General features: G+C 59.5%; 8 protein-coding genes. 7 read left to right on the top strand and 1 reads right to left on the bottom strand.

The genetic code is table 11. The features are described 5' to 3' along the window. Positions 1 to 85: 85 nt before the first annotated feature. Positions 86 to 2,023, bottom strand: a complete 1,938-nt coding sequence (locus tag RGV06_RS16280; RefSeq protein WP_322151898.1) for a BCCT family transporter — start codon at positions 2,021 to 2,023, stop codon at positions 86 to 88. A 473-nt stretch (positions 2,024 to 2,496) separates the two neighbouring features. Here RGV06_RS16280 and betI point away from each other — a divergent pair, with 473 nt between their 5' ends. From betI to dbpA, 7 genes are all read left to right on the top strand, one after another. Continuing rightward, positions 2,497 to 3,090 carry a transcriptional regulator BetI gene (gene betI, locus RGV06_RS16275; RefSeq protein WP_019822931.1) on the top strand — a complete coding sequence of 198 codons (594 nt, stop codon included), beginning with the start codon at positions 2,497 to 2,499 and terminating at the stop codon, positions 3,088 to 3,090. A gap of 108 nt (positions 3,091 to 3,198) precedes the next feature. Continuing rightward, positions 3,199 to 4,671 carry a betaine-aldehyde dehydrogenase gene (gene betB, locus RGV06_RS16270; protein WP_019822929.1) on the top strand — a complete coding sequence of 491 codons (1,473 nt, stop codon included), beginning with the start codon at positions 3,199 to 3,201 and terminating at the stop codon, positions 4,669 to 4,671. A 123-nt stretch (positions 4,672 to 4,794) separates the two neighbouring features. Then, complete coding sequence (gene betA, locus RGV06_RS16265) at positions 4,795 to 6,498, top strand: choline dehydrogenase (protein ID WP_019822927.1); 1,704 nt, start codon at positions 4,795 to 4,797, stop codon at positions 6,496 to 6,498. Positions 6,499 to 6,756: 258 nt separating this feature from the next. Continuing rightward, positions 6,757 to 8,199, top strand: a complete 1,443-nt coding sequence (locus RGV06_RS16260; protein ID WP_322150511.1) for a TldD/PmbA family protein — start codon at positions 6,757 to 6,759, stop codon at positions 8,197 to 8,199. Continuing rightward, positions 8,199 to 9,536: a TldD/PmbA family protein gene (locus RGV06_RS16255; RefSeq protein ID WP_322150509.1), complete on the top strand. Its 1,338-nt coding sequence runs from the start codon at positions 8,199 to 8,201 to the stop codon at positions 9,534 to 9,536. The genes RGV06_RS16260 and RGV06_RS16255 overlap by 1 nt, the downstream gene beginning before the upstream one ends. 125 nt (positions 9,537 to 9,661) lie before the next feature. After that, entirely contained in the window at positions 9,662 to 11,092 is a 1,431-nt protein-coding gene (gene mdtD, locus RGV06_RS16250) for a multidrug transporter subunit MdtD (RefSeq protein WP_019822922.1), read from the top strand. A gap of 150 nt (positions 11,093 to 11,242) precedes the next feature. Beyond that, a complete protein-coding gene (dbpA, locus tag RGV06_RS16245; RefSeq protein ID WP_231984215.1) occupies positions 11,243 to 12,580 on the top strand; it encodes an ATP-dependent RNA helicase DbpA in 1,338 nt (445 codons plus the stop codon). Positions 12,581 to 12,681 lie beyond the last annotated feature (101 nt).

Raw genomic sequence — 12,681 nt, 5'->3', positions numbered from 1 at the left:
GCCTGCTCGCGAAGGGCTTTAACAACGCAGCGCTCTCGAGAGCCTCGCGAGCAGGCTCGCTCCCACAGGAGGTTATCAACTGTTTTTAGCTATACACCCTGCCAAGGAGTTGGCGATGGCTTTCAAACTGATCGAGCACGTCACGACTGATCTGCTCTTGGGTGAAGCCCATCAGGTCGTAATCCTGGTTGCCGTTGTGCAAATACACCTCAGCCCGGTAGTAACGACTGCGCACTTCATCCTGTTCAGACTCGCTCGGTGCCGCCAGATAGCCATCCAGGCTGACTTCGTAGACAAACGGGTTGCCTTCTTCCATCTCCACCCGTACACCCATGCAACGCTTGGCACTGCCCAGCAGGGTTTGCACGTCCAGGCCCTGACTGCGCAGTTGAACCGCCGCGTCTTCCAGTGCTGGAGTCACGTGTTTGTCCATAAAGCGCTGCACCACCGCCTGGGTCGGTTGCAGGTCTTGTGCCGTCAAACGCTCGCTGAAACCACGACGGCCTCGGGCAGCCAGTTCAGCCTGTTCCTGTTCCATCTGAGTGTCCTGACGCATGGCCTTGTGCAGGCCAAACATAAACAGGATCAGTACCACCGAAAATGGCAGGCCGGCCAGTACCACCATGGTTTGCATCGCGGCAAAGTTACCGGCGAACAGCAGGCCGATGGTCACAAGGGTGATCACAGCGGACCAGAAGATCCGCAGCCAGTGCGGCGCATCTTCATCCACATCGCCGCCTTTGCACGACAGATTAGCCATCATCACCGCACCGGAATCCGCCGGAGTCAGGAACAGCACAAAGCCCACAAAGATCGATACGCCGATCACGATTTTCGATGCCGGGTAATGCTCAAGCAGCTGGTAAATGGCCATCGACGGCTGCTCAAGCGCCGTTTTCCCCAACTCCACCGCGCCGTGGTTAACCACCAGATCCAGTGCCGAGTTACCGAAGATAGACAGCCAGGCCAGCGTGAAGCCCAAAGGAATCAACAGCACGCCCGCGACCAGTTCACGCACGGTGCGACCACGGGAAATACGGGCGATAAACATGCCGACGAATGGCGCCCAGGAAATCCACCAGGCCCAATAGAACAAGGTCCACAGACCCAGCCAGCCCTCGGTTTTCTTGCTGTCGCCTTCGTACACGTACAGGTCGAAGGTTTTCATGACAATACCGTTGAGGTAGTCACCGGTGTTTTGCACCAAGCCGTTGAGCAGGTGCAGGGTGGGGCCGAACAACAACACGAAAATCAGCAAGCCGCTGAACAGCACGATGTTCAGGTTGGACAAGCGGCGGATGCCGTTTTCAACGCCAGACACAGCGGCGATGGTCGCGACAGTACTCATCACGATGATCACGATCAGCAAATTGGTATTGCTGTGCTCCATGCCGAACAGGTTCTCAAGCCCGGACGACACCTGCATCGAGCCAATGCCCAGGTTGGTCACCAGCCCCAGCAGGGTCACGAACATGCCGAAGCCGTCCACCGCATGGCCTGCAGCACCTTTGACCCAACGCTCGCCCATCAACGGATACAGCGCCGAACGCAGCGCCAGCGGCTGGTTGTGACGGTAGGCAAAATACGCCACGGCCAGGCCGACCAGCGCGTAAATCGCCCAGCCGTGCAGGCCCCAGTGCAGGAAGGTCAGTTGCAACGCCTGACGCGCGGCTTCATGGCTGCCCGACACGCCTTCAGGCGGGTTGAAATAATGATCCAGCGGCTCGGAAGCGCCGAAATACAGCAAGGAAATACCGATCCCGGACGAGAACAGCATCCCGGCCCAGGCGCCATAGCTGAAATCCGGGGTGTCTTGCTTGGTCCCCAGCTTCAGCTTGCCGTAGGACGAAAACGCCAGACCGACCACAAAAATCAGGTAAGCGGCGATCACCACCATGTAGTACCAACCGAAGCTGCGCGACAGCCATTCCTGGGCAACACCCAGGATACGACCCGCTTCTTCGGGGGCAATGATCAAAATGGCAGTCAACAACAATATCAAGGCAGTGGAGGTGTAAAACACCCAACCATTGACCGTCACCTTTTGCGGCGGGGTCTTTATAAGAGAGGCAGAACTCATTGCACGGGTGCTCCAGGCAGTGCGAGACAAGGACTTAAGGCAACGCACCACTCGACCAAAGGGTTGGATTACGACCAACGGTCGAGTGATATAAAGACACCGCTAAAAAACCGGACCCGCCCAGACAGATGCCGTCTGTGGGAGCGAGCCCGCTCGCGAAGGCATCAAGGGCACCGCGCCTATTCCGTTAGAGTGCGTATCGCTGACAGCCTTCGCGAGCAGGCTCGCTCCCACAAGGGTTTCGGAGCTTTTACCGTGTCGTTTTGCGCCATTCATGCGTAGGGAAACGACATAAATCGCGACGATTTGTCGCAGAGCTTATTCTTTGTTGATTGAACGTTCAATCAAAACAAAATAGACTGGCTGTCGTTCAGTGATGCTTATGCACTGCTCGCCGGCCCAAGGAGATTTGCGAAATGCCCAAGGTCGGTATGCAACCCATACGCCGCCAGCAGTTGATCGAAGCCACGTTGACGGCTGTCGATCAGGTCGGGATGGCAGATGCCAGCATTGCGCTGATTGCCCGTCTGGCCGGTGTGTCGAACGGCATCATCAGTCACTACTTCAAAGACAAGAACGGTCTGATTGCCGCCACCATGCGGTACTTGATGAACGTCTTGATCGACAACGTCACCGAGCGCCGCCTGGCGTTAAGCGATGACAGCCCACGGGCTCATCTGCAGGTGATTGTTGAAGGCAACTTTGACGCCAGCCAGGTCAGTGGCCCGGCAATGAAAACCTGGCTGGCCTTCTGGGCCGCCAGCATGCACCAGCCGTCGTTGCACAGATTGCAGCGGATCAACGACCACCGCTTGTACTCCAATCTGTGCTGCCAGTTTCGCCGCGTAATGCCGCAGGCCCAGGCCCGCAATGCAGCACGGGGCCTGGCAGCTCTCATCGATGGACTATGGTTGCGGGGTGCCCTGTCGGGAGACGCGTTCGACACCGAACAGGCACAACGCATCTGCTACGAATACATGGATCTACAACTGGCGAAACAGGTGAGTTAGGCCTCAATAAATGCTTAACCCCTGAACTGTCATGAGTTTGAGTTGCCCCAATCAGATGGCACCCGACTCACGATCAACGCCAACCACTTATGCACTTGCGAGGATTTTATGGCCCGTTTCGAACTGCAAAAACTCTACATCGACGGCGGCTACACCGACGCCGGTAGCGACGCTACTTTCGATGCCATCAACCCGGCTAACGGCGAAGTCCTCGCTCAAGTGCAACGCGCAACCAAAGAAGACGTCGAGCGCGCGGTTGTCAGCGCTGAAAAGGGCCAGAAAATCTGGGCCGCCATGACGTCCATGGAGCGTTCGCGCATCCTGCGTCGCGCCGTGGAAATCCTGCGCGAGCGCAACGATGAACTGGCCGCCCTGGAAACCCTGGACACCGGCAAGTCGTACTCCGAAACCCGTTACGTCGACATCGTGACCGGTGCCGATGTACTCGAATACTACGCAGGCCTTGCACCCGCCATTGAAGGCGAGCAAATCCCGCTGCGCACCACCTCTTTCGTTTACACCCGCCGCGAGCCGCTGGGCGTTGTGGCCGGTATCGGCGCGTGGAACTACCCAATCCAGATCGCCCTGTGGAAAGCCGCGCCTGCACTGGCTGCCGGTAACGCGATGATCTTCAAGCCAAGCGAAGTCACCTCCCTGACGACCCTCAAGCTGGCCGAGATCTTCACCCAGGCGGGCCTGCCGGATGGCGTGTTCAACGTGCTGACCGGCAGTGGCCGTGAAGTCGGTACCTGGCTGACCGAGCACCCGCGCATCGAAAAAATCTCGTTCACCGGCGGCACCGACACCGGCAAGAAAGTCACCGCCAGCGCCACCAGCTCGTCTTTGAAAGACGTGACCATGGAACTGGGCGGCAAGTCGCCCCTGATCATTTTCGACGACGCCGACCTGGACCGCGCCGCAGATACCGCGATGATGGCCAACTTCTACAGCTCGGGTCAGGTGTGCACCAACGGCACTCGCGTGTTTATCCCTACTGCACTGAAGTCGGCGTTTGAAGCCAAGATTCTGGAACGCGTTGCGCGCATCCGCATCGGCAATCCGGAAGACGAAAACACCAACTTCGGCCCGCTGGTCAGCTTTGCTCACATGGAAAGTGTGCTGGGCTACATTGCCAAGGGTAAAGAAGAAGGCGCCCGCGTACTGTGCGGCGGCGAACGTCTGACCCAAGGCGATCTGGCCAAGGGCGCATTCGTGGCACCCACCGTGTTCACCGACTGCACCGACGAGATGACCATCGTCAAAGAAGAAATCTTTGGCCCGGTGATGAGCATCCTCACCTACGACACCGAAGAAGAAGTGATCCGCCGCGCCAACGACACCGAGTTCGGCCTGGCTGCTGGCGTCGTGACCAAGGACCTGAACCGCGCCCACCGCGTGATTCACCAACTGGAAGCAGGTATTTGCTGGATCAACGCTTGGGGCGAGTCCGACGCAAAAATGCCGGTAGGCGGTTACAAGCAATCGGGCATCGGTCGTGAAAACGGCATCAGCTCGCTTGCACAGTACACCCAGGTCAAATCGGTACAGGTAGAGCTGGGCGACTACGTTTCGGTGTTCTAACCCTGTGGGAGCGAGCCTGCTCGCGATGCAGGCGACGCGGTGCACCCGTTGCACCGCGCTGATGCAATCGCGGGCAGGCCCGCTCCCACTCGCTCTGCCACAACTTCAAAGAGGGTGCATTTTATGTCCCAAGAATTCGATTACATCATCATTGGTGCCGGCTCTGCCGGTAACACCCTGGCGACCCGTCTGACTGAAGACCAAGGCGTCACCGTGCTGCTGCTTGAAGCTGGCGGCCCGGACTACCGTCTCGATTTCCGTACCCAGATGCCTGCCGCCCTGGCATTCCCGCTGCAGGGCCGTCGCTACAACTGGGCCTTCGAAACCGATCCAGAGCCACACATGGACAATCGTCGCATGGAATGTGGCCGTGGCAAGGGCCTGGGCGGTTCGTCCCTGATCAACGGCATGTGCTACATCCGCGGTAACGCGATGGACTACGACGGCTGGGCAAAACTGCCAGGCCTCGAAGACTGGGATTACCTGAACTGCCTGCCGTACTTTCGTAAAGCCGAAACCCGCGACATCGGTGCCAACGACTACCACGGTGGCGATGGTCCGGTCAGCGTGACCACGCCAAAAGCCGGGAACAACGTGTTGTTCCACGCCATGGTTGAAGCAGGCGTACAAGCCGGCTACCCGCGTACCGAAGACCTGAACGGCTATCAGCAGGAAGGTTTTGGCCCGATGGACCGCACCGTGACGCCGAACGGCCGTCGCGCCAGCACCGCACGCGGCTACCTGGACACGGCCAAGCAGCGCTCGACGTTGACCATCGTGACCCACGCCCTGACCGACAAGATCGTCTTTGAAGGCAAACGCGCCGTGGGCGTTACCTACATGGTCGGCGACAGCGACACTCGCATCCAGGCCACCGCACGCAAAGAAGTGCTGCTGTGCAGCGGCGCCATTGGCTCGCCAACCGTGCTGCAACGCTCGGGCGTCGGCCCGGCCGAGCTGCTCAACAGCCTCGACATTCCTGTGGTTCACGACCTGCCGGGCGTTGGCCAGAACCTGCAGGATCACCTTGAACTGTACCTGCAGTACGCGTGCACCCAACCCGTTTCGCTCTACCCGTCGCTGCTCTGGTACAACCAGCCAGCTATCGGTGCCGAATGGCTGTTCCTGGGTAAAGGCATTGGCGCCAGCAACCAGTTCGAAGCCGGTGGTTTTATCCGTACCCGCGAAGAATTCGAGTGGCCGAACATTCAGTACCACTTCCTGCCGGTAGCGATTAACTACAACGGCAGCAATGGCGTGAAAGAGCACGGTTTCCAGGCCCATATGGGTTCCATGCGCTCGCCGAGCCGTGGCCGGATCAACGTGAAGTCCAAGGACCCGCGCGAGTACCCGAGCATCCTGTTCAACTACATGGCCGCCGAGCAAGACTGGCAGGAATTCCGTGACGGCATCCGCCTGACCCGCGAAATCATGCAACAGCCTGCTCTGGATGCGTTCCGCGGGCGCGAAATCAGCCCGGGCATCGACAAGCAGACCGACGAAGAGCTGGATACCTTTATCCGCGAACACGCCGAGACCGCTTTCCACCCGTCCTGCTCGTGCAAAATGGGCACCGACGAGATGGCTGTAGTAGACGCCGAAGGCCGTGTACACGGGATGCAGGGGCTGCGTGTGGTCGATGCTTCGATCATGCCGCTGATCACTACCGGCAACCTGAACGCGCCAACGATCATGATTGCCGAGAAAATCGCCGACAAGATCCGTGGCCGCCAGCCACTGCCGCGCAGCACTGCCGACTACTACGTAGCAGGCGATGCGCCGGTTCGCGGCAAGCCGCTGCGTGAAGTCAGCCGTACCGCGCAGTAAACCGCTGGCCTAGCAGTTGCCGCAGGCTACGTCCGATTGCGTAGCGATCGTAAAATCAGAGTTCACGGTTTATCTGATACACCGTGAACTCTGACTTTACGACGGCTACGCCGCCGGACGCAGCCTTAGGCAGCTGCTACGGTCTTTGATTCATCCCCCCCCGCTTGCCCCCGGCCTCAACGCAGGCCTACTCTGTCGCCTCGTTTCGCTCTCTAATTTCAAACCTCGATACGTTTCCCGTTTTTCGGAGGTCAGTGCATGTTCGATTTTTACCCTCAGCTCAAGCAACGCTTTAGCGCGTTGCACACCCGGGCAGAGTTCTTTTCGCTACGCTATGTGCGCGAGTCCGGGCAATACCTGTCGGTACGCAAGAACGTCGCAGAACCTCCTTCATTCAATCACGACCAGGGCGCGATGCTCACGGTACGGCTCAAAGGTGTTGAAGCCTATGCCGCCACCAATGACCTGTCGCAAGCGGGTTTGCAGGCGGCCCTGGACCGTGCCGAAGCCCAGGCACACCTGATTGCTGCCTACGCCCTGCTCGACCTGAGCCAGGAGCCGGTGTCCCACGAGCGCGCTGACTACTTCTCGCCCCACCTCGATCAAGCATTTCCGTCACTCAACGACTGCTTTGAGTTGCTGGGCGCAGAATCGGCTGCCGTACCCAAGGACGAGCGGCTGGTCAGCTGGGACGTTTCGCTGGGCCTCAATCACGTCGAGCAGATCTACCTCAACAGCGCAGGCGCCGAGCTGCGCCGGGCGCAGCGTTTTGTCTACCCGGGGATGAGCGTCACCGCCTATGACGGCAACGACAGCCAGACCCGCAGCCTGGGCCGCGAAAACTTCGGTCAGCAAGGCGGCGCCGACGTGATCAGCCGCTGCGGGTTGATCGGTGCCGCGCCCAAGGTCGCCGACCAGGCCCTGCAATTGCTGATGGCACCCAATGCCCCGATCGGCAAACGCGATCTGTTGCTGATGCCCGACCAGATGATCCTGCAAATTCACGAATCCATCGGCCACCCGCTGGAGCTGGACCGCATTCTGGGCGACGAACGCAATTACGCAGGCACCAGCTTCGTCAAGGCCAGCGACTTTGGCAGCCTGCAATACGGCTCAAAACTGCTGAATGTGACCTTCGACCCCGATATTCCGGAACAGCTGGCCAGCTACAGTTTCGATGACGATGGCACCCCCGCGCACAAGGAGTTCCTGATCCGCGAAGGCTTGCTGTTGCGGCCATTGGGCGGCGCGCTGTCGCAATTTCGTTCGGGCCTTGAAGGCGTGGCCAACAGCCGCGCCTGCGGCTGGAACCGCCCGCCGATTGACCGCATGGCTAACCTCAATATCGAGCCTGGTGACCAGTCAATGGCCCAACTGGTTGGCGGTATCGAAAACGGTATCCTGATGGCTACCAACCGCTCCTGGTCCATTGACGATGCCCGCAACAAGTTCCAGTTCGGTTGCGAATGGGGCCAGTTGATCGAGAACGGTGAACTCAAGGGCGTGGTGAAAAACCCCAACTACCGCGGTATTTCCGATCAGTTCTGGCGCAATCTCAGCGCCGTGGGCGACGCCAGTACCTTCAAGGTGCTGGGCACGCCGAACTGCGGCAAGGGCGAACCCAATCAGGTGATCCGCGTAGGGCATGCGTCACCCGCGTGTGTGTTCAATCAAATTGATGTGTTTGGAGGCGATGCCTGATGAGTACCCCATTGAGTCAGGCCGAGCAGTTCAAGGGGTTGGTTGAATGGCTGGGCAATGCGATTCGCCCGCCAGAGCGGTTCACCCTGGGCTATAACGCCGAAGCCTCGGAATTTATTCGTTTCAACAAGGGTAAGGTGCGCCAGGCCGGGCTTGTGCAACAAGCCAACCTGAGCCTGAAACTGATCAACGACGGCCGCCACGGGGACATCAGCCTCACCCTGGCCGGCGAGCTGGATGTCGACAAGCAGCGCCTGACCGAAGCCTTGCAGCAGTTGCGTGACACCTTGCCGTTGTTGCCCGCAGACCCTTATTTATTGCTGAACCCACAGCCTTGGCACAGCCATAACGTGCAGGACCAGCCACTGCCGGACACCGCCCGGGTACTCGAAGAAATCCGCAGCGCTTCGTCGGGTGTCGACCTTGTGGGGTTTTATGCCTGCGGCCCGATCAGCTACGGCTACGCCAGCTCCGAAGGTGCGTTTGGCTGGCATCAGGCCAACAGTTTCAACTTCGACTGGAGCCTGTTTCACAGCAACGGCCAAGCGGTAAAAGCCAGCTACGCCGGGGCCGACTGGGACAGCGAGCGTTTCGCCCAGCGCATGCAACTGGCCCGTGAGCAACTGAGCTTTCTGGATCGTCCGCTGCATGCCCTGGCACCCGGTGAGTACCGGGCCTACCTGGCCCCGGCAGCGTTGGAAGAGGTCATGAGCATGCTGTGCTGGGGCGGCTTTTCGGCTCAGGCGCTGGCCAGTAAATCCAGCCCATTGCAGCGGCTGTACGGCGGTGATGCGCACCTGAGCCCCCTGGTGTCTTTTGACGAGCAGGTCAGTCAGTCACTGAGCCCGGCGTTTTCCGGCGATGGGTATCCGCGCCAGGACTTGTCCCTGGTCAAGCACGGTAAGGCCAACCAGCAACTGGTGGGGTCGCGCAGTGCCGCCGAATATGGCCTTGAGGTCAACGGCGCGCCGGAGGGCGAAGCACCGAGTGCACTGGCGATGGCGGCGGGTACGCTGGAACAGGCCGATATTCTCAAGCAATTGGGCACCGGGTTGTACATCAGCAACCTGTGGTACTTGAACTACTCGGACCAACCGGCCGCACGCCTGACCGGCATGACCCGCTTTGCCACTTTCTGGGTCGAAAACGGCGAGATAAAGGCCCCGGTCAACACCATGCGTTTTGATGACAGCGTCTATAGTCTGCTGGGTTCGCAGTTGGAGGCACTGACGGCAGATCGTGAGTTGTTGCTGTCGGCCAGCACCTACGACCAGCGCCAGACTGCGTCGAATCTGCTGCCGGGTGCGTTGGTCAAGAAGCTGACATTGACGTTGTAATACCTGTAGTCGCTGCCGAAGGCTGCGAGAAGGTTCGCGGGGTTCTCGGAAAACGGGTTGCTGAGCAACCCTTCGCAGCCTTCGGCAGCGACTACAAAAAATGCTCATCATAAAAAAGAGGTCTTATGCCCGTACGCCCGGTTCTGAGTCCTGAAACCCTGCGCTGGTTGCCGTGGGTTGTGGCCATCGCGTTTTTCATGCAGTCGCTCGACGGCACCATTCTCAACACTGCCCTGCCCGACATGGCCAGCGATCTGAAAGAAAACCCGCTGCGCATGCAAGGCGTGATCGTTGCCTACATGCTTACCGTCGCCCTGCTGATTCCTGCTTCGGGCTGGATCGCCGACCGCTTCGGGACCAAGAAAATCTTCTTCAGCGCCATCCTGCTATTTAGCTTCGGCTCGTTGCTCTGCGCGTTGTCCAACACCCTCAACGAATTGATTGGCGCACGGATCGTCCAGGGACTGGGCGGGGCGTTGATGCTGCCCATCGGACGGCTGGTGGTGCTCAAGGCTTACCCACGCTCGGAATTGGTACGGATCATGGGGTTTATCACCATCCCCGGCCTGCTCGGTCCGCTGATCGGTCCCACCATGGGCGGCTGGATGGTGCAGTACCTGAGCTGGCACTGGATTTTTCTGATCAACCTGCCGGTGGGCATGCTCGGGTGCTGGGCGGTATGGCACTTCATTCCAGACTTGCGCGGCAGCGAACGCACCCGCTTCGACGGCCTGGGTTTTGTGCTGTTTGGCGCCGCGATGATTTTCATCACCATTGCGATGGAGGGGCTGGGCGAGTTGCACATGCCGCACTTGCGCGTGATGTTGCTGCTGTTCGCCGGCATGGCGTGCCTGGCCGCTTACTGGTTACGGGCGGGCAATATCAGCAACCCGCTGTTCTCGCCGGTGCTGTTTAAAACCAAAACCTTTGCAGTGGGGATTCTGGGCAACCTGTTTGCCCGCCTGGGCAGCGGAGCCCTGCCGTTTCTGGTGCCCCTGCTGCTGCAAGTGGCGCTGGGCTACTCGCCGTCACAAGCCGGGATGAGCATGCTGCCACTGGCCGCAGCCGCCATGCTGGCCAAGTGGATAGCCCGCCCTCTGATCGAACGCGCAGGTTATCGCACGGTACTCACGGTCAACACCTTTGCCCTGGGCCTGATGCTGGCCAGCATGGGCCTGGTCACCGAACACACGCCTTACCCGCTGTTGCTGGCCATGCTGGCCGTTTTGGGGGCCATCAACTCATTGCAATTCACCGCAATGAATACCGTCACCCTGATCGACCTCGATGACGCCAGCGCCAGCAGCGGCAACAGTTTGCTGTCGGTGGTTGCGCAATTGTCCTTGAGCCTGGGCGTGGCCTGCGCCGGGGCGTTGCTCGGCGGTTTCACAGGAGATGGCGGCAGCGACGGAGTGGATACCGTACTCGGTGCCTTCCAGCTGACCTTCCTGACAGTCGGTATCATGGCGATGCTGGCAGCGGCGATTTTCCTGCAATTGTCACCACAAGACGGACGTAAACCCAAGGCCAATTCGGAGCACGAGCTGGAACATTAAGTGACTTTTTAACCAGAACTGGATGACATCTCGTCCAGAATGTTCAGGCAAATGCTATGGGACTGGTACACTGCGCGACATTTTGTTTTGCAGGCCAGTCTCGTGACCACCATTGCCACCGCTTTTAACACTCTGCCTCTGTCCGCCGCCATGCTGGCTAACCTCGACTCCCTCGGTTATGCCCAGATGACGCCGATTCAGGCGCAGAGCTTGCCGGTGATCCTCAAAGGCATGGATCTGATCGCTCAGGCGAAGACCGGCAGCGGCAAGACAGCCGCCTTCGGCATCGGCCTGCTGAACCCGATCAACCCGCGCTTCTTCGGCTGCCAGGCCCTCGTGATCTGCCCGACCCGCGAACTGGCTGACCAGGTTGCCAAGGAAATTCGCCGTCTGGCCCGCGCTGAAGACAACATCAAAGTGCTGACCCTGTGTGGCGGCGTGTCGTTCGGCCCGCAAATCGGTTCGCTGGAGCACGGCGCGCACATCATCGTCGGCACACCTGGCCGTATTCAGCAGCATTTGCGCAAAGGCTCGCTGGTACTGGATGGTTTGAACACCCTGGTACTGGACGAAGCTGACCGCATGCTGGACATGGGCTTCTATGACGCCATCGAAGACATCATTGTCAAAACCCCTGAGCGTCGCCAGACCCTGCTGTTCTCGGCCACCTACCCGGCCGGTATCAAGCAACTGTCGTCCAAGTTCATGCGCAACCCTCAGCAAGTAAAAGCCGAGGCGCTGCACACTGATAGCCAGATCGAGCAGCGTTTCTACGAAATCTCGCCTGAAGAGCGCATGAGCGCTGTGACCAAGGTTCTGGGCCATTTCCGCCCGCAATCGTGCGTCGCGTTCTGCTTCACCAAGCAGCAGGTTCAAGAAACCGTTGACCATCTGACGTCCAAAGGCATTTCGGCTGTTGGCCTGCATGGCGACCTGGAACAGCGCGACCGTGACCAGGTGCTGGCGATGTTTGCCAACCGCTCGACTTCAGTACTGGTTGCCACCGACGTAGCGGCCCGTGGTCTGGACATCGACGCACTGGACATGGTGCTCAACGTTGAGTTGGCCCGTGATTCGGAAATCCACATTCACCGTGTTGGCCGTACCGGTCGTGCGGGTGAAAAAGGGGTTGCGATCAGCCTGGTTGCTCCGTCCGAAGCCCACCGCGCCCAAGCCATCGAGCTGCTGCAAAAAGCTCCGTTGAACTGGGAAACTCTGGATACCCTGACCTCCCAGGGCGGCGCACCGTTGCTGCCGGCCATGAGCACACTGGTGATCGGTGCCGGTCGTAAAGACAAGGTTCGTCCGGGCGACATTCTGGGTGCACTGACGGGCGACGCGGGCATCCCCGGCGCCCAAGTTGGCAAGATCGCGATCTTTGACTTCCAGGCCTACGTGGCCGTTGACCGCACCGTGGCCAAACAGGCTGCCCAGCGCTTGAGCGAAGGCAAAATCAAAGGCCGCGTATTGCGCGTTCGGGTTTTGTAAGCGATCGCCTGAACACTGGCGATCACATGTGGGAGCGGGCTTGCCCGCGATGCAAACAACTCGGTTCAGCTGAATCACCGGGGTGCTGCAATCGCGAGCAA

Origin of the sequence: Pseudomonas sp. CCI3.1 (genome assembly GCF_034313985.1) — a bacterium.
Lineage (GTDB): Bacteria > Pseudomonadota > Gammaproteobacteria > Pseudomonadales > Pseudomonadaceae > Aquipseudomonas > Aquipseudomonas psychrophila.
Note: the sequence above shows the minus strand (reverse complement) of the source record. Positions and strands in the feature narration are given on the sequence as shown.

Coding starts and splice junctions, on each gene's coding strand:
- RGV06_RS16260 (WP_322150511.1), top strand. CDS start 6,757: ATGTTCGATTTTTACCCTCAGCTCAAGCAACGCTTTAGCGCGTTGCAC.
- betB (WP_019822929.1), top strand. CDS start 3,199: ATGGCCCGTTTCGAACTGCAAAAACTCTACATCGACGGCGGCTACACC.
- betA (WP_019822927.1), top strand. CDS start 4,795: ATGTCCCAAGAATTCGATTACATCATCATTGGTGCCGGCTCTGCCGGT.
- mdtD (WP_019822922.1), top strand. CDS start 9,662: ATGCCCGTACGCCCGGTTCTGAGTCCTGAAACCCTGCGCTGGTTGCCG.
- dbpA (WP_231984215.1), top strand. CDS start 11,243: ATGCTGGCTAACCTCGACTCCCTCGGTTATGCCCAGATGACGCCGATT.
- betI (WP_019822931.1), top strand. CDS start 2,497: ATGCCCAAGGTCGGTATGCAACCCATACGCCGCCAGCAGTTGATCGAA.
- RGV06_RS16255 (WP_322150509.1), top strand. CDS start 8,199: ATGAGTACCCCATTGAGTCAGGCCGAGCAGTTCAAGGGGTTGGTTGAA.